The sequence below is a fragment of the Phycisphaera sp. genome (assembly GCA_025916675.1).
GTDB lineage: Bacteria > Planctomycetota > Phycisphaerae > Phycisphaerales > UBA1924 > JAHCJI01.
In genome coordinates, this window is record CP098402.1 from 107638 (window position 1) to 127683 (window position 20046).

Below are 20046 nucleotides of genomic sequence, written 5' to 3' on the forward strand. Positions count from 1 at the left end.
CAATCGCGCAACGGCAAACGCTGACGCGCTTGCGTCTACGCCGGCGGGGCGCACACACCCACCGAACTCTCCAGTAAGCAAGGTACAACAAGAATCGTGAATGGCCAGTAACTGGCGCAAAAACCGCGCCAATCAGTCCATTCCCACCCGTCTGGCGGTGTTTCAGCCGGTGGTGTTCGACAACAGGACGAACCCGTCCAGCATCACGCGGTCCTGGATGGTCCCGCCCTGGCCCTCCTCGACGCGGACCTCGAGCTCGCCGAAAGGCATGCCGGCGGGCACATCGATGGTGAAGGTCGCCTCGGGCCGCTCGCCGTGCAGCCGCTCGGTGAGTTCGGCGACCTCGCCGATCCGGACGGTCACGCCGCAGTCACCCCAGACCCGGCAGTCGTCCCGGAGCCTCGCCCGGATCGCCACGCGGCGGACGCCCGAGGGCAACGCCCATGACGCGGCCACCGGGCCAACGAGTTCCACGTCGGACGAGCCGAGCAGGATCCGATTCGGGTCTCCCACCACCGGCGGGAGCGTCCATCCGGCCAGTTCTGTCCACTTCGGGGTGCCCAGATCGGCCAGCGGCCGGACGCCGCCGCTCTCGAAGGCCACCGCCAGCACCTCGTTCATGGTGAGGGGCACCAGCATCTGGTGGTCGTTGCCCAGGGGCTGGCCCAGATCCAATTCGACGCCATCGGGCACGGTCTCGATGCCATTCGCAGCCACGATCGATCCGTCGCTGAGCCACACACGCGAGCCGGCATGCTCGGCATCGGGGTTGGCCAGCGTGATCGACGAGATCGCCGTCAGCTCGAACGTGCGTGATTGCCCGTCCACGTCCAGCACGACGTCGGGCCAGACCCGCTCAAGCAGGCCGCGTGGGCGGTCGCCATTGGCCAGCACCAGCACGTCATTCAGTTCGTCGTACTTGGCGGGCGTCGAGTTCTCGCTCAGCACGATCCGACGCAGCGCGTCGAGCGGGACACGCAGGGTGCCCAGCAGCGGGGTGCTCCACGCCAGCCCGATGTCTCCCGTCGCTTCCTCGAACGCGGCCGCCTCGGCGGTGCTCAGGTACACCGGCATGCCCACGAACCGCTGCCCGTCGGCCAGCTCGATCCACGAATCCCGCGGCCGGGGCGCGACGCCGCTGGGCTCCACGAGCGCCACGACCGACCCGTCGAGTGCCATGCTCTGGGTCTGGCCGCCGCGCTCGTACGAGATCCGCCCTTCCTCGAAACGCACCTCGGTCACGAGCTGGCGTCCGAGCTCCGAGTCGATCACGACGCGATCGGGCGACGCCTGGCCGCGCACGCTCGGAACGGCCGCGAGCAGCGCAATACTCGAAGCAATGAACAGCCGTGATGGACTCGTGCGTTGGCTCATGGACGCCCTCGTAATTCTGGTCATGCTGCTGCTGTCCTACTTCTGATAGATCGGCAGGTACCGCTTGGGCATTTGCAAGACGATGAGTGCCATGGCCGTCCCATAAGCCGTCCCTACCGTGCGATCGGGCCATGCGCCGTTGCCGTCTTGCAGGTCGATCAACTCCCGCCGAGCCGCGGGCCACCACGTGCGCCACGCGTCTCCGCCGGCCAAGAACATGGCCTGCACGGCGTAATAGTGCCCGTAGTAGAAGTACCCGCGCCGCAAGCCCTGCCCCGGCAGCGCCTCGCGGATGAGGTAGTTCACCCCCGGATCGATCGCCTCGTCGGTGAATTCGCCGGCGTAGTACAACGTGGCCACGCCCGCGGCCGACCTGGGCCACGCGCTCGACCCGTTCCGCTCCTGGTAGCGAAACCCACCGTCGGGGTTCTGGCACCGCTTGACGTAGTCCACCGCGTTGTCGATGACCTCGCTGCTCACCTCGATGCCCGCGTTCCGGGCCGAGCGCAACGCCATCACCTGGCAGATAGTGACGCTCACGTCCGCGTCGGTCGGCACGGGGTTGTACCGCCAGCCGCCCTCGTCGTTCTGCGAGCGTTCGATCAAGCGCACGGCTTTCACCAGCGCCTCGTGCAGACGCTCCCGCTGGGCCTCGTCGCCCCCGCTCATGCCGTAGACCTCGCCCAGGAACAGCGCGGCGAACCCGTGCCCGTACATCGGGCTGGGCGCCTGGTCATCGGCCAGCAGCCCGCTCTCGCCCGATCGATCGAGCACGTACTCGAGCGCCTTGCGGATGACCTCTCCGTGCTGCCCACGGTCGGGCATCTGCCCGTCGGCCATGAACGCGAGGGCCGCCAGCGACGTGACCGCGATCCCGCGTCCCCACGCGCCGTCGCCGAACGACCCGTCGGGGTTCTGCTGGCTGGCCAGGAACGTGAGCCCGAGCGCCACGCTCTCGTCGAGCTCGGGCGTGATCTCCACCATCGGGTCGGCGGGCACCGGGGCTTCCTGCGCCAGAGCCGCCACGCCGCACAGCGCCACCATCGCCAACACACACGCCACTCGTTTCAACGCCCAGCCTCCTCGGCCAACCGGCGGTAGTACGCCTCGGTGATCGCGCGGTACACCGCGCTGTAGGCGTCGGACGAGCCCTGCCGCAACGCCTCACGCACGCGCGGCGGCAGAGCGCCCCACGTGGCGCCTACGGCAGCCTCGTCGCCCAGTGCCCCGCCCTGCTGCGGCCGGCCTTGCACACCTTGCGGATCGGGATTCTGCTGTGTCTCCTGCATGTCGCCCTGTTGTTGCTGTTGCTGCTGGGGGGCCTGTTGCTGTTGCTGCTGGTTCTGTTGTTGCTGTTGCTGCTGCTGTTGTTGCTGGTTCTGCTGGTTGCGGGCAGCTTCGATCAATTGGTCGAGCGCGGCAATCGCCTCTTCCTGCACACGCTGCGTTGCCAGGCCAGTCTCGCGATCGCCATCGAGCCGCGTCGACGCCCGCTCCATCAGGTCGACAGCACGCAGGAACGCGCCCGCCAGCCCGCCCTCGAGTTCGCGTTCGAGGTCGCCGTCGGGCCGCTCGCTGACATCGCCGGGGTTGGTGATGCCGAGCAACTCGTCGAGCGTGGGCTCATCGCCACTCTGCTGGGGCTCGCTCTGCTCAGGCTCGCTTGGCTGCGTGTCCTGCTCCTGCATACCAAAACCCAGCGGCCACCGCGGCGCCGCGCCGGCGGGGTCTTGCTGCCCAGATTGCTCGTTCAAGCGCTGCACGAGCTCGCTGGCCGCCTCGCTCAACTCACGCTGCAAGAGCCCCGCGTCCTCGATCCGTTCGGGCCCGAGCACGCCGTCGTCGATCGCCCGCGTCATCTGCGCCGCCTCGACCTGCATGGTCCGAAGCAACAGAAGCTCGGCCATCGGCGGCACGACGCCCTCTTCTTCTCCCTGCTGGCCGGGCTGGCCCGAGCCCTGGTTGCCGCCCTCGTTCGCGTCGGCGAACTCCCGCTCGCCGCGCTGCGTGCTGCTGTCGAGCGCCTCGATCAGCCCGCGCAGCACCGCGATGATCGTGTCCTGCGAGTACAGCGTGTCGCCCGACACCGTGCCGCCCTCGAGCAAATCGCTCGCCCGCTCGGCCGCGCGATCGATGCGATCGTGCGCGAGCCGGAACGCCGTCGCCTCGTCGAGGCCCTCGGTGCTCTTGCGCACGTCGTCGAGCTCGGCGTGTAGCTTCTTCTGCCGCCCACCCAGGCGGCGCACCAGGATCTGCTGCCGCCGCGACAGCTCCTGGTCGGCGTACGACGCGGTCTCGTCGCGCAGGGTCGCCTGGGCGGCCAGCGCCTCGGCATAGGCCTTGCGCAGCTCCTGCCGCTGGCGTTGCAGCTCGCGCTGGCGGGCCTGCTCGTCGAGCACCCGAGCCTCGTCGAGTGCGGCTTGCAGGTGCTCCAGGCTCTCACGCTCTCGCAACAAGGCCTCGGCGTCGTCGAGCGGGTTCGACCGCAGCGCGACGATCGACGCGTCCTGCGACTCGGCCGCATCCAGCAGCTTGCGTGCGATCCCGGCCAGCGCTTCGTCGCCCGCGGCCCGATCCTGGGCCAGCGCCGCCGTGTCACGCGAGATGCCGATCATCGCCACGTCGAGCCCGTCGAACGTGCGCGCCGCCTGCGCCGCTTCGAGGCGGTTGATCTCGGTCTCCTGCCGCGCGATCAACGCCTCGATCGCCGCCGAAAGCTCGGCCAGCACGCGCCGCAGTTCCTTGTCGCGGTCCTGCCCGGCCTCGTCCAGCCGCTCGGTCACGTCCTCGAGCGCGTCGAGCGCCCGCTGCTGGCTCTGCTGGGCCGACGACATCTGGTTCTGCTCGGCCTGCTGGGCGGCCTGTTGCATCTCACGCGGGGCCTCGCCCTCGCGCCCGCGCTCGGCCGCCTCGCGCAGCGTCTCGGCGCGAGCCGGATCGCTCTCGGCGATCGCCTCGGCCCGGTCGGCGAGCTGGTCGAGCGCCTCCTGGGCGCGTCTCGCAAGCTCGGCCTGGCGCTGGGCGATCTGCTCCACGCGCGAGCGGTCCTCGGGCGAGAGCTGGTCGAGCGACTGGCCGGCGGTCTGCGTCTCGGCCTGGGCCGTTTGTTCCTGGAGTTCACGCTGCTGCTCGATCAACCGATCGAGGTCACGCCGCGCGAGCCACTCGTCCTCGTCGCGCGAGAGTAATCCGACTAATCCACCCAACTCGTCACGAACCCGCTCTTGCGCGCGCTCGGCGGCCTCTCGGGCCCGCTGCTGCTCGTCCTCGCTCTGCGCCCGGCCCGATTGCCCGAGCGACGCCTCGGCCCGGTCCGATTGCTCGGCCGCCGCGTTCAGGTGCTCCTCGGCCAGCCGCAAGAGCTCGTCGAGTTCCTGGTCGTCCAGCGCGTTGCGCTCGGCCCGCTCGGCCACCTCGCGCACCGTCTCAGCCTGGCGGGAGAGCTGGCTGGTCAGGTCACCCTGATCGCGCGCCAGGTCGCCGTCATCGTCGGTGTTGCGGGCCTCGCCAAGCTGGGCCGCCCCATCGAGCACGTCGCCCTGGGCGCGATCGAGGCGCTTGGCGCTCTCGCGCACGGCGGCCATCTCGGCGCGCAACTGGTCGACGAGTTCGCTCTCGCCGATGATCCGGATCCGACGCGTGGCCGACTCGACCGCCTTGCCGCCACGGAGGTCGGCGGCCAGCGCGGTCACGAGCAACTCATCACCCGGATCCAGGTCGAATCGTGTCAGTTCGACGACCGCCGCCGCGCGCGCTTCGAGGGGGGCGGTTGTGTCGCTCCATCGAGCAAGCTCCATGGTCTCGCCCACCGGCTCGGGCGGCGCACCCTGGCTGCCCGCGGGCGGCGTCGCGCGTTCGGCAACCAGCACCACCGAGACCAGCCCAAAATCGTCACGGCCTTCGCCCACCATCGGCAGCGTGGCCGTCGGCAGCACCGACTCATCCTGCGCCGGTTCCAGCACGGCCACCGTCGGATCGGCGTCGGCCAGCACGTCCAGGGCGATCACCAGCGGCCGCCTGGACGTGATGCCAAGCTCGTCACCGAGTTCGATTGAGAGCGATGCCGGCGTGGATGCTTCGAGCCGAACCACAGCACCGAGGCCGTCGGCCATGGGCTCGATGCTCACGTTTTGTTCGCTTCCTGTGCCGTCGGAGACGCCCATCGAGAGGTCGGGCGTCGCGGCCGTGTTGAATCGCAGGTCGATCTCGACCACCGAGCCGGCCAGCACCGGGCCCAGCACGGCGGTATCCTCTCCGCCCAAAGCCAGTGGCATGCGTTCGCTCTGGCGGCCAAGCCCCAGCACGCGCGCGCCCGAGGCGTCCTGGGCGTAGGCCGGCGGTTCGACACGCGCGCTGGCTTGGATCACGCGAGGCGGCCGCACAAGTTCGATCGTCGTGGTGTCGGTCCGGTCGTCGCTGGTCTCCAGCCACAACTCCATCGTCACGCGCTGGGTCTGCCGCAGCGCTTCGGCGGCCGGATTGACCAAGCGCTCGAACACTTCGGGGCCCGCGTTGCTGGCGGGATCGCCCTGGCTGGTGAGCGCGAGCTTCTGGGGCGCTCCGCCGTCGAGGCGGTACCACGCCTCGACGCGCGTGCGGCCGACCGGCCGATCGGTGCGTGTCAGCAGGCCACGGATAGCGATCGGATCGCCCAGCGGGTGGAACCTCGGCAGTTCGGCGAGTTCTACGGCCGTCCGCGACGGCCACTTCACACCGGTCCACGGCGCGAGCACGCGCGTGGCGCCCAGCCTGGCCATGTCGGGTTGCATGCCGGCGTACGTCGCGATCGACGCGACGACCAGCAGGCACACGCCAAGGGCGCGGAGCGTGGGCGGGCGCTTCATCAGGTCGGGCAGCGAGTCACGCGAGAGGTTGTCCAGCAATGGCTCGTATCGCGGCTCGAGCGTGCCGCTGCGGGCAAGATCGGTCGCGCTGGCCAGCCGCCCCTTCAGGTCGGGCCGGCCGCTCTCGAGTCGTAGCGCGACATCGGTCAGGCTCGGGCTCATCCGCAACGCGGGCCACACAAACTGCACCAGCGCCCAGCCGCCGCCGGCGAGGGCCCCGAAGAGCGCCGCGTAGCGCACCCATTGGGGCAGCCGGGCCGCGAAGTCGAACAGGCCCACCAGCGCCAATCCCGCGAGCACCGCCGCGATCGTCCAGCCCAGACGACGCGAGACCAGCAGCAGCCTCGCCTCACGCCGGATCCGCGACAGGCGGCCCAGCAGCTTCCTGGCGCTTGCGTGTCCGGTTTGCGTGCTGGCCATGGCGTGGGCTCCGCGGGGCAAAGAGGCGTCTACGACAGGCTATCGGCTCGACCGGCGCCCGCCTGACAAGGGCGCGATCTATAAGGGATACGTCCCAACCCCCGGCCCGTTGCGATCGGCCGGTCACGGGTTTGTCACCAGGACTCCCGGGCGGCCATCACGAACCCGCTGGCCGCTACGACCGAGGCCGTGCCGATGCGGAGCACGTGCGGCCCCAGGCCCACGGTGGCCAACCCGGCATCCCGGGCCATGCTTCGCTCCTGGTCCGAAAAGCCGCCCTCGGGGCCCACCAGCACGTGGATGCCCCGCGACCACGTCTCCGACGGAGCATCAGCAAGAACCCGCGTGGGCGTGGCTCCCCCCGCATCCGCCAGCACGGCCCCTGGCAGCGTGATGGCGTCCTCGAAGGCGACGCCGTCGGCCAATTCGAGATACCAGGGCCGGCCGCACTGCTTGGCGGCCTCCCGGGTGATCCTGGCGAGGCGATCCATCTTGGCCTGCTTGGGCTGACGCTCGGTGCGCTGGGTTTCCAGCGGCCGCCAGCTCGCCGCCCCGGCCTGGCTGAGCTCGTCGATCATGGTTTCCATCAGGTCGCCCTTGGGAGCCGGGCACAGGATGTTGACCTCGGGGCTCGGGCGCGGGTGCTCGCGATGCCGGGTAATCCCGACCAGGAGTCTCCACGAGTGTTGGGGTCCATTTTTATCGGTACCGTCGATCACCGCCTCGGCCGTGCGGCCGGCACCATCCATCAGAATGAGGGGCTCCCCTGATTCCATCCTGCGGACTCGGATTGCGTGGCGGGCTTGCTCGCCCTCGATGGCCATCTCGGTCTGGGCCGGGTCGAGGGTGTCGACGATGAGGTGGTGCATGTCGGGGCTCTATGGTTGTGAACTTGGGTTCTCGGACGGGAAGTTGGGCAGGTCCGAGATCTTCAGTCGGGGTCCGATTCGGTCGATGAACGCTGCGGCCTATGGCACGACAAGCCGAGGACATCTCGAAGATCGAGGATATCGGCGAGCGGCTCGATGCCCTGCTTGATGCGCTGGAGACTTCGTCGAGTGAGGTGGCCCGCGTGGGTTCGGCCCTCGACAAGCCGCTGGCCGAGTTGCTGGCCGAAGAACCGGCCGCCAAGCCGGACCCGAAACCAGAATCCCCCACGCCGGTCGCGCCAGAGCCGGAAACCGAAGCCGAGCCCGAGCCCGAGCCTGAAGCCGAAGCCGAAGCAGAGGTGGCCGAGCCAGAGGTCCAGCCCGAGCCGACTGCCGAGGCCGAGGTGGTCGACGAACCCGAATCGGTTGTCGAGGAGGCGAACGCGCCAGAGCCTGTGGCGGACGCCGAGCCCGAGCAAGAAGTCGAATCCCAACCCGAGGGTGTCGATCCCAAACCTGAATCCGAGCCCGAGGTTGGAGCCGCATCCGAGCCCGCGTCTGAAGCTGAGGCTGCCGGAGACGACACCCAGCTCGATGATGGTTTGCTGATCGAGCCCGAGCGCTACGAGAAGCCGCCCACCGACGACATCGACGGCGCGCCGGTAGGCCCGTTGAATCTGGAAGAAGAACTCGACGAGGAGCTCGAGTCGCTGCTAGCTTCAGGCGAGTTCGAGGATCCGCTGGCCGAGATGGGTGTCGACGAGTCGGCCGAGCCGCTCGAATTACCCGAAGAGTCGCTCCAAGATGCCGAAGACTCGCTGTTGCGGGCTGATGCTCTGGCCGAGCCCGAAGACCGCTCGCCGAACCTGCCGACCGATGAAGCGGAACTGATCGGCGAGCTCGACGAGCAACTCGCGGCTCTGGCCGACGCGCAGCTAGCCGAGGGCGACCAGCCCGAGCCGGTCGCCGCGAGCGAATCCGTCGAGACGCCCCAAGCCGAGTCGGCTCCGGCACCCTCCGCCGCCGTCCCCGAACAGGCGAAGGCCGAGCCCGCCCCCGAGCCCGAGATCGTGACAAAGCCGGTCGCGCCTGCGCCCCATCCAAAGCAGGGCTGGAAGCTGCACGCCGAGCGTGCGATACGGGTTGCGAAGCCGGTTGCCGAGAAGGCGATGGTGCGAGCGGGCACGCTGGCCGTGGCGGGCGCGACTCGTGCGAGTGCGCCGTTGAAGGACAAGCCGCACGTGAAGCAGATTGTCGGGTGGGTTGGTCTGGTGCAGGCGTTCCTGGCCGGGTGCGTGTGGACGTATCTGGTGTTGTGGCACAATCCGCCCCAGCCTCCGCCCGAGACGCCTCAGCCGACGATCGTTGCGCCGAGTGAGGGGTGATGGTTGGCGTGCTCACGTACGCGGCTCGGCTGGGATCTGACTTAGGTCAGCTTGGTGCGGATGTGGTTCGCGCCGGTGATGGTCTTGTGCACCGGGCACTTGTCGGCGATCTCGGTCAGCCGTGAGCGTTGCTCGTCGGTCAGGTCGCCATGGGCCGAGAGCGTGCACTCGATCACGCTGATAATGCCATCTTCTTGCTCGCAGTCTTCGCAGTCCTTGGCGTGCTGGCGTTGGTGGCTCAGGTCGATCTCGAGCCGGTCGAGCGGCCATCCCTTGCGGTCGGCGTACATGCGGACGGTGATCGCCTTGCACGCGCCCAGGGCCGAGAGCAGCAGGGCGTAGGGATCGGGCCCGTCGTCGGTGCCGCCCACGCTCTTGGGCTCGTCGGCCACCAGCGTGTGCCCGCCGGCGGTGATGTCGGTGTGGTAGTGGTCCTTGCCGATGCTGACACGAACGACGCGAGGCTCTGCCATGGATGTTCTCCTTGGCAGAGCCTACGTGCTCGGGCGGGTCAGCGTTGTTGTGGCTCGTTTAGCCGCCGCCTCCGGGGTCGGCCGGGTCGCTGGAGACGATGCGGCCGCCGACGACCGCGCTCACGGGCTGCTGGCCGAAGCCGTCGATCGTGGAAATGCCGGTGTCGACGCCCATGGTGACGTAGCGGCGTCCCTCGACCACAGCGCTGATGCGGCGCGTGGGCCAGTAGGTGTAGCCGACGATTCCGCGGTGCACGTAGTCGGGCGCCCGCACGATGATCGTGCCCTTGAAGTAGCGGATCGAGCCACGGGTGTTCTCGATCCAGTGATCGGGCTCGACCAGGTCTTGGATGAGGGTGAGGATCTCTTCGGCACGCTCCTCGATGGGCTGCTCCTCGGTTTCACCCCCGCCCTGATCCTGGAACGGGCTCTGCCCGCCGCCGCCCTGGCTGCTCTGGAGGGCCTGCTGGAGGTCAATCTGCGGAACCTCGGGATACTCGGGCAGCACCAACAGCAGGTCGTTGATGTCGTAGATCACGGTGCGGTTGAAGCGGTTCAGGCGGGTGGTGGGGCCGACCTGCATCTCGCCCCACTCGGTCATCTGCCAGTTGTTGCCGCTGCCGAAGGCGTCCTCGGCCTTGGTCAGCACGCGCTCGAGCACGGTGATCGCCGGCAGGTTCTCGACCTTCAGGCTGATGATCTGCTCGGGGTCGAGGCCCACGCCTGAGCGCTCGTCGAACCAGAAGATCTCGAGGTTGGCGCCGGTCTGATCGACGATGTAGTCCATGACGGCGCGGAGTGTCAGGTCCTGGAAGTCGGCGGTGATGGGCTTCATCATGCGCGACAGCGTGATGGCCTCGGGCTTGGCGCTTGTCCTGGTGTACTGCGCGGGGGCGCCGGCTTCGCCCGTAGCGGGGGTTGTCTGGGCGACCGCCGGGCCGGCCAGGAGCGCGGCCAAGCCGAGGGCGAGCGCGGGAGTGGTGCGGGACGAACTGGGGCGACGCATGGCGGCCTCCTTTATCGGACGGTTGAACGGGTGGGATGCGGGCACCCGTTTGCCGGCTCGGTCGGGCCGCCACTCGTCGTGGGGCCCTTGGTTTCCTGCCCGGATGTCGGTGCGGCCGGGGGTGTGGCCGCTGGTCATCCTATCGGCGGCTCCGGGCCGCCGGTTGTGGGCTCCATCTGTGTACCGCTGAACCGGGCAGGCGTTGCAGGGTGGCGGGCGATGGTGTGCCGCCATGGGATTGGACGCCCGAGGCCCGTGGTTTGTTCCGTGATGGGTGGAAGTACGCCGATGCGAGCCGGACGGGGCGGCAAGCTACAGGCGGAAACTGCGCGTTCGGCGAAAAAAATCGGGATTACGCGGATCGGGCAAAGTCCCCGGCTTGGGGAGCCGAAACAAGGGGTGCCAGCCAGGGCAGGAGGCCGGCTGGCACGTTCATCACTTTGGGTTATTGAGACACGAGGTTGGGCCCCGATCGGGGTTGCGCGATGGTCGCGCGCTCTTGGGGGCTCGGTTGCCCGCCGGCGACGGTTGGCGCGACATAAGGAGAGTTGTTCGCATGGACAGCCTGATCAACGGCGCCCCGAGCGCCACCCTGTTTGCCGGCTCCCTCGGCACCCCGTTCGTTTCGTCGTTTGCTTCTCCGTTCAGCAGCCCATTCAACAGCGCCGGTTTCGGCCAGATTGGAATCCCCATGTTCAACAACAGTTTTGGCCCGTTCTCGACCCCGTTCGCCGGCCAGTTTGGCGGCCCCATTGGTGGCACTTTTGGCAGCCCGATCGCGAGCCAGTTTGGCGGCCAGTTCGGTTCGCCCACCACGCCGTTCGCCAGTTCGCCCATCGGCGGCTTGGGCTTCGGCCAGCCGGCCTTTGGCCAGCCCATCTGGAACCAGGGCTTCAACACCCCGTTCGGTGGCCAGTTCGGTTTTGCTGGCGGCCAGTTTGGTAGCCCCGTGACCAGCCAGTTCGGCTCGTTCGGTTCGCCGTTCGGGTCGACCGGCATCTCGCCGTTTGGCGGCCAGTTCAACACCCCGTTTGCCAGCAACTTCGGCGGCCTGCCGACTGGCTTGTCCACCGGCGATTGGTCGGCCCTCGGCGGTCGCTTCGGTTCGTTCTCGACGCCCTTCGGCTCGTCGTTCGGCACGCCCTTTGGCGGGCAGAGCTTCAACCAGTTCGGCCTGAGCCCCTGGGGCTTCAACGGTGGCATCAACACCGGCTGGACCAACGGCCTGGGTACCGACATCACCAGCGGCTTCGGTGGCTTCTCGCCGATCGGCACGCCCTTCGGCGGTGTCTATGGCCAGCCCATCAGCGGCGGTTTCACGCCCTGGAACTCGCAGTTCGTCCAGCCCGGCCTGACCGGATTTGGCGGCGGCATCCCCAGCGGCTTTGTTGGCTCGCCGATCAGCGGCAGCACGGGCTCGTTCAACGGCTTCGGCACCCCGAGCTACAACGGCCAGGGCGTCGGCGGCTACTCGCCGGTGAGCGGCGGCAGCCCCGTGAACCCGATCACCGGGAACACCACCAACAGCACCACCGGCGTCGGCACCGGCGTGAACACCGGTACCCTGAACCAGTCGCAGCCGGGCTTCGTGCCCGTCGGCGTGACCGGCTATAGCACCCTGCCCACGCAGCTCGTGGCCGGACAATTCGGAAACCAGGGCTGGAACACGCCCGTCGGCCAGCCCTTCAACACGACCGGCCAGGTGTTCAACGGCTTCGGCCAGCCCGGCTTCCCGGTCGGCTTCCAGGGCCCGGGCTTCACCGCCCACGGCAACCCCAGCGAGCTGCGCAACGCCGCTGGCACCACGATCAACGTGGGCCAGCGCGACGCCGCGTAAGCACGACTCAAGCTTTCTCCTTCGGCAGGCCCGCGTCCCCAAGGCGCGGGCCTGTTTTTTATTCCCACTCGATCGTGGCGGGCGGCTTGCTCGAGATGTCGTAGACCACGCGGTTGACGCCGCGGACCTCGTTGATGACGCGGTTGCTGATGCGCGCGAGCACGTCGTACGGAAGGCGGGCCCAGTCGGCGGTCATGAAGTCCTCGCTCTCGACGGCGCGGACGGCGATGGCGTTCTCGTAGGTCCGCCCGTCGCCCATCACGCCCACGCTCTGCACGGGCAGCAGCACGGCGAACACCTGGCTGGTCTGGCGGTAGAGCTGGGCCGAGATGATCTCTTCGAGCACGATCTCGTCGCACTCGCGCAGCACGGCCAGTTTCTCGCGGGTGATGTCCCCCAGCACCCGAACCGCCAGGCCCGGACCCGGGAAAGGGTGGCGCCAGACCATCTGGCTGGGAAGGCCCAGGACCTCTCCGAGCGTGCGGACCTCGTCCTTGAACAGGTCGCGCAGGGGCTCGACGAGCGCGAAGCCCAGTTCGGCGGGCAGGCCGCCCACGTTGTGGTGCAGCTTGATGGTGGCCGAGACGCCGCCGTGGCCCTGCCCGCTCTCGATGACGTCGGGATAGAGCGTGCCCTGGGCCAGCACGTTGGCGTTTGGGATGTCCTTGGCGGTGTCCTTGAAGACTTCGATGAAGCGGTGGCCGATGAGGCGGCGTTTTTCTTGTGGGTCGGTGATGCCGGCGAGGTCTCCAAGGAAGTCGTCGGCCGCGTCGACCACGCGTAGGTCGGCATCGAAGTGGTCCTTGAAGGTCGATTCGACGAGCTGGCGTTCGTTCTTGCGGAGCAGGCCCGTGTCGACGAACACGCAGGTGAGCTGGTCGCCGATAGCCTTGTGCAGCAGGGCCGCGCACACGGCCGAGTCGACGCCGCCCGAGAGCCCGCAGATGACGCGCTGGTCGCCCACGGCCTCGGCGATGCGCTCCTGCTGGGTCTGGGCGAAATCGGCCATGCGCCACGTGCCCTTGCAGCCGGAAATCTCGAAGAGGAAGTTACGGAGGATGTCGATGCCGTGGGGCGTGTGGGTGACTTCGGGGTGGAACTGCACGCCGTAGAAGCGGACGCCGTCTTGCACGTGCGCGACGGCGGCGGCGGGGCAGGTGGGCGTGCGGGCGAGGATCTTGAACCCGTGGCTCTTGAGCTCGCTGATCTGGTCGCCGTGGGACATCCACACGGTGGTCTTGCCGGGGATGGCGCTCAGCAGGCCGTCGTTCTCCGCGACGTCAAGGGCCGCGCGGCCGAACTCGCGGTGGTCGGCCTTCTCGACGTGGGCGCCCAGCTTGTGGCAGGCGATCTGCATGCCGTAGCAGATGCCCAGAACGGGCAGGCCCATGTCGAGCAGCCCGTCGGTGAGGGCGGGGGCGCCGGCGTCCTCGATGCTGGCCGGGCCGCCCGAGAGGATGATGGCCTTGGGGTTGGCCTTGGCCAGCTCCGCGGCGGTGCTCTTGGGCGACACCATCATCGCGCAGACGCCGAGCTCTCGGCAGCGGCGGGCGATGAGCTGGGCCGTCTGCGAGCCGAAGTCGACGATAAGGACGACTTCGTCTGTGGGGGTGGGGATCATTCGGGGGATGCCTCCGCATTTTGGGGAAGCGCGAAGCATATGCCAGCGGCTGTGGCCGACGCGCAGTCTATCGTGTCTCATGCGGTGGATGGGTTTGGTCTGTGCGATGGTCGGTCTGGCCCTGGCGGGTTGCCGGGCGTCGCTGCCGGCCGATTTCCAGGCCCCCGACGCCGGCTCGCGCATCCGGGCGGTTGTCGCCAGCGCCCGAGAGCCCACGCATGAGGACCTGCAGGGCATGGTCGATAGCCTGCGCTCGGACGACCCGGCCTTGCGGACCCTGGCCATCGCGGCGCTGGAGAGAACGGCCCGGGACCGCTTCGGCTACGATCCCTGGGCCTCAGAGGGCGAGCGCCGCGAGGCAATCGACCGATGGAGACAGTGGCTGGACGCCACCTATGGCCCCCAGCCGGCGCTGACCGAAGCCCAGTAGCGGCCGCTCTCGAGACGACCCAGGGAAACCCGCCCACCCGATGACCGACAGCCTGCCCAGCAAAGTGCAAGAGTTTCCGCCCGACATCGTGCTGCGGGTGGTCAGCGATGTTCGCTACCTCGCCGGTGCTCGCGAGATGGTGGCCGGCGTGGCCAAGCGGCTCGGATTCTCGCACGATTCCAGCTCGCACCTCGCGCTCGCGGTCGACGAGGCCTTGTGCAACGTGATCCGCCATGGGTACGAGCAGGAACTGGGGCGGCCGATCTGGATGAAGATCTGGCCGCTCGACGACGACGGCGAGCAGGGGCCGGGCGTGTGCATCGTGATCGAGGACGAGGCCCAGCAGGTCGACCCGGACCAGATCCAGGGCCGCGACCTCGACGACATCCGCCCCGGCGGGCTGGGCGTCCACATCATCCGCCAGGTCGTGGATTGCGCCGAATATGCCCCGCGGGAACACGCTGGCATGAGGCTCACGCTCGTAAAGCGGCTCGACGGGCCCAGCGCCCAGCGAACGCGAGCGTTGACCGAAGGATGCGACGATTCGCGGTGTGCTAGCGGAACATGTTCCCAACCGGCTGGGGAGCGAACGAGCAAGGATGGGCCGGCGGGAGGTGGAGCGTGAGCAGCGAGCAAAACGATGCCCAGGCTAGCGGGATCGACATCCGCGAACAGCAGCCGGGCATGATGGTCGTGAGCCTGACCGGCGAGGTCGACATCATGCGCTCGCCCGACCTGCAGACCGCGCTCCAGGACGCGATCGGCCGTATCAAGGGCAAGGGCGCGGTGGTCGTTGATCTCTCGGGCGTGACGTACATGGACAGCTCGGGCGTGGCCACGCTCGTGCGCGGCCTGCAACTCAGCCGCAAGAAGGATGTGGGGCTGGTGCTGTGCGCGTTGCAAGACCGGGTCCGTTCGATCTTCGAGATCGCGCGCCTGGACACGGTGTTCCCGATGGCCGCGACGATCGATGAGGCGATCGACGCCGCGTCGGCGGTGTAGGCATGGTGCGCTTGTTCGGGGCCGTGGGTGCGGTGGTGGTGCAGACGCTCGATCACGTGGGTGACATGCTCACCCTGCTCAAGCAGGCGTTCGTCTGGTTGGCCCGATCGGTGTTCGACCCGCGCATCCGCATGGGGTCGTCGGCGATCAACACCCAGATCATCCGCGTGGGCGTGCGATCCATCGCGATTATTTGTCTCGTGTCGGCGGCGGTCGGGCTCATCCTGAGCCTGCAGATGGCCCCGCCGCTGGGCGAGCTCGGGCAGAAGGACAAGCTGGCCAACATCATCGGCGTGGCCGTGCTCCGCGAGCTGGGGCCGCTGATCAGCGCGATCGTGCTGACGGGCTACGCCGGAGCGGCTATCACCGCCGAACTCGGCACGATGGTGGTGGGTGAGGAGATCGAGGCCCTCGAAGCGCACGCGTTGAATCCGGTGCGGTTCCTCGTCGTGCCGCGTGTGTTCGCGACGTGCACGTGCATGGGTGCGCTGGGCGTGTTCGCAAGTTTAGTGTCGATCGCCGCATCGATCGGGGTGTCGATCCTGGTGATCGACCTGCCGTTCGTGGTGTACTGGGAGAACCTGCTCTTCCAGGTGAAGTTGGTCGACTTCTTCACGGGCGTGGCCAAGAGCCTGGTGTTCGGCTTGCTCATCGGCGTGATCGCGTGCTCCAACGGCCTCCGCGTCACCGGCGGAGCGGCGGGCGTGGGTGCGGCGACGACGCGGACGGTGGTCGAGAGCGTGGTGGCGGTGGTGATCGCCGACCTTGTGTTCACGGCCATCTTCTACGCGTTAGGCTTGTTCTAAATCGCGGTATCCGACCTCGACGTGGGTTCGGTATCATGCTTCATGTCCCGCTGGATCCGACGAGCACTCCTGTGCATCGCCCTTGGTTTCGCTACCGCGTGGCTGGTGGCGTGGGGGCTCACTGTCGGCATGTGGGCCGGTTGGTATCAACCTTGGTGGGCACGGCATGCCAAAGGTGTTGGTGTCGTTGAGCCGTGGCTCCTCGAGAAGGAGGTGAATCGATACCCGGGTTGGGAAACCGAATCGTGGAACGGGGATCGGCTCGACGGCGCAAATCAGGTGTCGGAGCACCATCGGCGCCGTGCCGATCGGGTGCTGGAGATTGGTGGGGCGGACTTTGCCGAAGAGCGAGAGCGTGAAATGCTGGCGTTCCTGCCCCAACTCGAGGAAATGGTCAACGAGCCGGCGGGCAGCATGACCGAACAGTACCTCGACGCGACGGCGAACTCGCCACCTAGCCAACGCATCGACGATCAGATCGCGTCGTTTCCGCCGGCTTACCTTACAGGGCGGATGGCTGCGATGGAAGCGGACAACTTTTTCCTCTATGCGACGCGTGTCGGATGGCCGATGCCGATGCTCGAGAGCATAGTGGGCCACGAACACACGTTCGCCGCTTCCGGCCTGCAGAAGACCGATGTCGAAGAAGGACAGATCAAGATCGACGCGCTCAAACGCGCTCCGGTTCCCGGGTGGCCACCCCAGGCCCTCTCAATGCCGTTCGGCGTCATCGCACAAGCAGCGGTGACCAACACCCTCTTCTTTGCGGCCTCGTGGTTCGCCTCTTCACGGGTTTCGAGCTTCTGCGCTCTCTCCGCCGCCGCATGGCTGGCCGGTGCGTGCGATGCGACTACGACCTCCGGCGGGTCGTTGGCAAGACCTGCCCCGAGTGTGGTCGAACGAAGAAGTAGTTCGACAAGAAAATACGCACGTCACCCGCTCCGAATCATCGCCGGTAGCCCAGTGGCTGGTGTGCGAGGTGGTACGCCTCGCGGGCGACGGTCATCACGATCAGGCCCACGGTGCCCAGGCCGGCCAGGATGCCCGCGGCCATCCAGTAGCCCTCGGTGACAACCCACACCACGCCGTAGAGCACGAGCCAGATGGCGCCGTACCGACGGAGCTTCTCGGCGGCGCGTGGGCCGGGGCCGGTCTTGCGGACCTTATGGGTCATGTAGATGACGAAGGTGACCGCCAGGCCGGCGATGAGCAGGGCGCTCAGGCGGTTGGGCCAGTCGGGCCAGGTCGCCATGCCGCTGGTGTTGTACGAGCCGATCAGCAGGATGACGCACGCCCAGAAGAGCCAGCCCAGCGTGATGGCGGCGACGGCGCGGCGGCTCATGGCCGGGCTGCGGCGGCCGACGACCCAGGCCGCCCACTCGACCGCCAGCGCATGGGTCATCACCACGACGACGGGCCACACGAAGTGGAGCTGGATGTTGGGGATCACCATGTGCCCGGCGAAGATCAGGCCCAGCAGCAAGGGCCCGGCCCCGGGCACGAACTTGCCCACGACGTTGAAGGCCAGGGCCGCGGCGGCGACGACCACGGTGAGGCGAACCGCGGCGGTGCCGAAGAACGAGGCCCCCAGCACGGCGGCGAAGACCGAGCCGGCCACCACGATGGTGGCCAGGTCGAGGCCGATGCGGCCGGTGGGGATGGGGCGGTCGGCCCCCAGGGCCCGATCGCGGCGGCGGTCGACGATGTCGTTGAGCCCCAGGGTGAAGGCGTAGAGCCCGATGGCGGCGACGGCCCCGCCCAGCAGCAGCAGGGCCAGCGGGGCGGTCCGCATGGGGGCGTTGATGGGCAGGGCGGTCAGCTCGTCGGGGTTGGCCCGGGTCCACAAGATGACCAGCCACACGTTGCCCACCGCGGCGAAGGCCGTGGCAAAGCGGGTGAGCTGGAGGACGTCGGTGAGTTTGACCAGGCGTTGCCGCACGGGGCGATGGTACTGCCGACATGAGACCAAAGCGGAGCCCGGGCGGCCCCTACGATGGTCCGATGCCGAACCCTGAGCCCAATCCCCAGCACGCCCCGCCGGTGGCCATCGTCGTGAGCCGGTACAACCACTCCATCACGGGACCCATGCTGAACGGGGCCATCGAGGCCCTAGCGAAGCGGTGGCCGGGGGCCAAGCCCGCCGTCCTGCGGGCCCCGGGGGCCTTCGAGCTGGTCGCGATGAGCTCGGCCGCCCTGCGGACCGGGGCCTTCGAGGCGGTGGTGGCCCTGGGCTGTGTCATCCGCGGCGAGACCAGCCACGATCGGCACATCAACGACGCGGTGGCCCAGGGGCTGGCGCGGTTGGCCGCCGAGACGGGCGTGCCGGTGTGCTTCGGCGTCATCACGGCCAACACCGACAAGCAGGCAAAGGACCGAGCCGGCGGGGCCAAGGGCAACAAGGGGACCGAGGCGATGGGTGCGGCGCTCGAGGCCATCGACGAGCTGCGCCGGCTGCGCGTGGCGGCCATGCAGAACCGGCCCGAGATGCTCTCGCCACAGGCCATGCCGCCCCTGGCGGGTGGGGCCGACAAGGCAGCGGTCGCGAGCGCGAACGGCAAGGGGTCGGCATGATCTCGGCCCAGCGTGTACGCATCGCGGCGTTCCAGATCCTCTACGGGCTCGACGCGAACAAGGCGCAGGATGCGCCGGGCGAGCGATTGCTCGAGTCCTTGCGCGAGTCGGTAATGAACGAGAGCGAGGACCTCGAAGCCCGCGAGCTTCGGCAGGCCGAGAAGCTGGCGATCGAGGCGTACGCGGGCCGGCGTGACGCCGACCAATTGTTCGAGCAGCTGAGCCCGGCGTGGCCCGTGTCTCGGCAGCCGGCGGTCGATCGCGCGATCTTGCGGTTGGCGTACCACGAGATGGCCTCTGCCAAGGCACCGCCCAAGGTGGCCATCGACGAGGCGATCGACATGGCCCGCATGTTCAGCACCGAGAAGAGCCCGAGCTTCGTGAACGCGCTGCTCGACGCGGCCATGCGCAGGCTCGCCGGGGCCGAAACTGTGGAGACCGTCGAGCCTGTTGACTCCGTGGAGCCCAAGGCGTGCTGAAGTCTCTGGGTCGCAAGATCAAGGACTCGCTCAAGCGCACGCGGTCGGTGCTGATCGACCCGCTGCGCGACTTGGTGACCGGCCGGCGGCTTGACGAGACACTCATCAAGGAGATCGAGGCCGTGCTGCTGCGGGCCGACGTGGGCGTGCAGGCCACGCGGCGGCTGATCGACGGCCTGCGCGCCGACGTGAAGGCGGGCAAGCTCGAGAAGGGCGAGGACGCGATCGGCTACCTCAAGCGGTCGGTCTCGGCGATGTGGCCGCCCGAGGACCTGAGCCTGAAGTACGCTGGCGATGGTCCGACCGTGTTGCTGGTGACTGGTGTGAATGGCGTAGGCAAGACGACGACGATTGCCAAGCTGTGCCACGCGCTCCGCGAGGATGGCAAGACCGTGCTGCTCGGCGCGTGCGACACCTTCCGCGCGGGCGCGGTTCGCCAACTCGAGGTGTGGGCCGAGCGCATGGGTGTGGACGTCGTGCGCGGGCAGCAGGGTGGTGATCCGGCGGCCGTGGCGTTCGACGCGTGCGCTGCCGGCGCGTCGCGCGGCGTTGATGTCGTGATCCTCGACACGGCCGGTCGGTTGCAGACACAAGAGTCGCTCATGCGCCAGCTCGAGAAGATCGCGAAGGTTGCCGGCAAGTCCATCGAGGGCGCGCCGCACGAGACCTTGCTGGTGCTCGATTCGACCAGCGGCCAGAACGCGGTGGCCCAGGCCGAGCACTTCGCCAGGGCGGTGCCGTTATCGGGGCTAGTCATCACCAAGCTCGACGGTACGGCCAAGGGCGGCGTGGTGATCGCCGTGCGCGAGGCGTGCGGCGTGCCGGTGAAGTTTATCGGAGTTGGCGAGACGGCCGAGGATCTGCAGCCCTTCGACCCCGAGGCGTTCGTCGAGGGGTTGTTTGGCCCCGCCGCCGAACCGGCCTGAAGT

At 68.4% G+C, this 20046-nt stretch carries 17 protein-coding genes; 9 read left to right on the forward strand and 8 right to left on the reverse strand.

Features of this window, described 5'->3' with window-relative positions; translation table 11 throughout:
* Positions 1–162 precede the first annotated feature (162 nt).
* From NCW75_00455 to NCW75_00470, 4 genes are all read right to left on the reverse strand, one after another.
* On the reverse strand, positions 163–1374 hold the full coding sequence (locus NCW75_00455) for a hypothetical protein (protein UYV12776.1): 1212 nt from the start codon (positions 1372–1374) through the stop codon (positions 163–165).
* A gap of 36 nt (positions 1375–1410) precedes the next feature.
* Entirely contained in the window at positions 1411–2436 is a 1026-nt protein-coding gene (locus NCW75_00460) for a terpene cyclase/mutase family protein (protein ID UYV14205.1), read from the reverse strand.
* Between the two features lie 5 nt (positions 2437–2441).
* Complete coding sequence (locus NCW75_00465) at positions 2442–6638, reverse strand: hypothetical protein (protein ID UYV12777.1); 4197 nt, start codon at positions 6636–6638, stop codon at positions 2442–2444.
* A 134-nt stretch (positions 6639–6772) separates the two neighbouring features.
* Positions 6773–7507 (reverse strand): 16S rRNA (uracil(1498)-N(3))-methyltransferase, encoded by a 735-nt coding sequence (locus tag NCW75_00470; protein UYV12778.1) that lies wholly within the window; start codon positions 7505–7507, stop codon positions 6773–6775.
* A 101-nt stretch (positions 7508–7608) separates the two neighbouring features.
* Here NCW75_00470 and NCW75_00475 point away from each other — a divergent pair, with 101 nt between their 5' ends.
* Positions 7609–8892 carry a hypothetical protein gene (locus NCW75_00475; protein UYV12779.1) on the forward strand — a complete coding sequence of 428 codons (1284 nt, stop codon included), beginning with the start codon at positions 7609–7611 and terminating at the stop codon, positions 8890–8892.
* Positions 8893–8933: 41 nt separating this feature from the next.
* Here the strand turns inward: NCW75_00475 and NCW75_00480 are convergent, their stop codons facing one another.
* Positions 8934–9365: an OsmC family protein gene (locus tag NCW75_00480; GenBank protein UYV12780.1), complete on the reverse strand. Its 432-nt coding sequence runs from the start codon at positions 9363–9365 to the stop codon at positions 8934–8936.
* A gap of 58 nt (positions 9366–9423) precedes the next feature.
* Positions 9424–10371: a hypothetical protein gene (locus NCW75_00485; protein ID UYV12781.1), complete on the reverse strand. Its 948-nt coding sequence runs from the start codon at positions 10369–10371 to the stop codon at positions 9424–9426.
* Between the two features lie 556 nt (positions 10372–10927).
* Here NCW75_00485 and NCW75_00490 point away from each other — a divergent pair.
* The gene (locus NCW75_00490; protein UYV12782.1) at positions 10928–12208 is read left to right on the forward strand and encodes a hypothetical protein; all 1281 of its coding nucleotides are present in this window, start codon (positions 10928–10930) and stop codon (positions 12206–12208) included.
* A 58-nt stretch (positions 12209–12266) separates the two neighbouring features.
* Here the strand turns inward: NCW75_00490 and guaA are convergent, their stop codons facing one another.
* A complete protein-coding gene (gene guaA / locus NCW75_00495; GenBank protein UYV12783.1) occupies positions 12267–13829 on the reverse strand; it encodes a glutamine-hydrolyzing GMP synthase in 1563 nt (520 codons plus the stop codon).
* A gap of 79 nt (positions 13830–13908) precedes the next feature.
* Here guaA and NCW75_00500 point away from each other — a divergent pair, with 79 nt between their 5' ends.
* The 4 genes from NCW75_00500 to NCW75_00515 are packed head-to-tail and all read left to right on the forward strand — an operon-like array spanning position 13909 to position 16067.
* Complete coding sequence (locus NCW75_00500) at positions 13909–14259, forward strand: hypothetical protein (GenBank protein ID UYV12784.1); 351 nt, start codon at positions 13909–13911, stop codon at positions 14257–14259.
* 40 nt (positions 14260–14299) lie between these two features.
* Positions 14300–14884: an ATP-binding protein gene (locus NCW75_00505; GenBank protein ID UYV12785.1), complete on the forward strand. Its 585-nt coding sequence runs from the start codon at positions 14300–14302 to the stop codon at positions 14882–14884.
* Positions 14881–15261 carry an STAS domain-containing protein gene (locus NCW75_00510; GenBank protein ID UYV12786.1) on the forward strand — a complete coding sequence of 127 codons (381 nt, stop codon included), beginning with the start codon at positions 14881–14883 and terminating at the stop codon, positions 15259–15261. The genes NCW75_00505 and NCW75_00510 overlap by 4 nt, the downstream gene beginning before the upstream one ends.
* A 2-nt stretch (positions 15262–15263) precedes the next feature.
* Positions 15264–16067 (forward strand): ABC transporter permease, encoded by an 804-nt coding sequence (locus tag NCW75_00515; protein ID UYV12787.1) that lies wholly within the window; start codon positions 15264–15266, stop codon positions 16065–16067.
* A 946-nt stretch (positions 16068–17013) separates the two neighbouring features.
* Here NCW75_00515 and NCW75_00520 read toward each other — a convergent pair.
* Positions 17014–18006 carry a hypothetical protein gene (locus NCW75_00520; protein UYV12788.1) on the reverse strand — a complete coding sequence of 331 codons (993 nt, stop codon included), beginning with the start codon at positions 18004–18006 and terminating at the stop codon, positions 17014–17016.
* A 62-nt stretch (positions 18007–18068) separates the two neighbouring features.
* Between NCW75_00520 and ribH the strand changes: the two genes are divergently transcribed.
* The 3 genes from ribH to ftsY are packed head-to-tail and all read left to right on the forward strand — an operon-like array spanning position 18069 to position 20043.
* A complete protein-coding gene (gene ribH, locus NCW75_00525) occupies positions 18069–18638 on the forward strand; it encodes a 6,7-dimethyl-8-ribityllumazine synthase (GenBank protein UYV12789.1) in 570 nt (189 codons plus the stop codon).
* On the forward strand, positions 18635–19117 hold the full coding sequence (gene nusB, locus NCW75_00530; protein ID UYV12790.1) for a transcription antitermination factor NusB: 483 nt from the start codon (positions 18635–18637) through the stop codon (positions 19115–19117). The genes ribH and nusB overlap by 4 nt, the downstream gene beginning before the upstream one ends.
* Positions 19111–20043: a signal recognition particle-docking protein FtsY gene (gene ftsY / locus NCW75_00535; GenBank protein UYV12791.1), complete on the forward strand. Its 933-nt coding sequence runs from the start codon at positions 19111–19113 to the stop codon at positions 20041–20043. Before nusB ends, ftsY begins: the two co-directional genes overlap by 7 nt.
* The last annotated feature ends 3 nt before the right edge of the window (positions 20044–20046 follow it).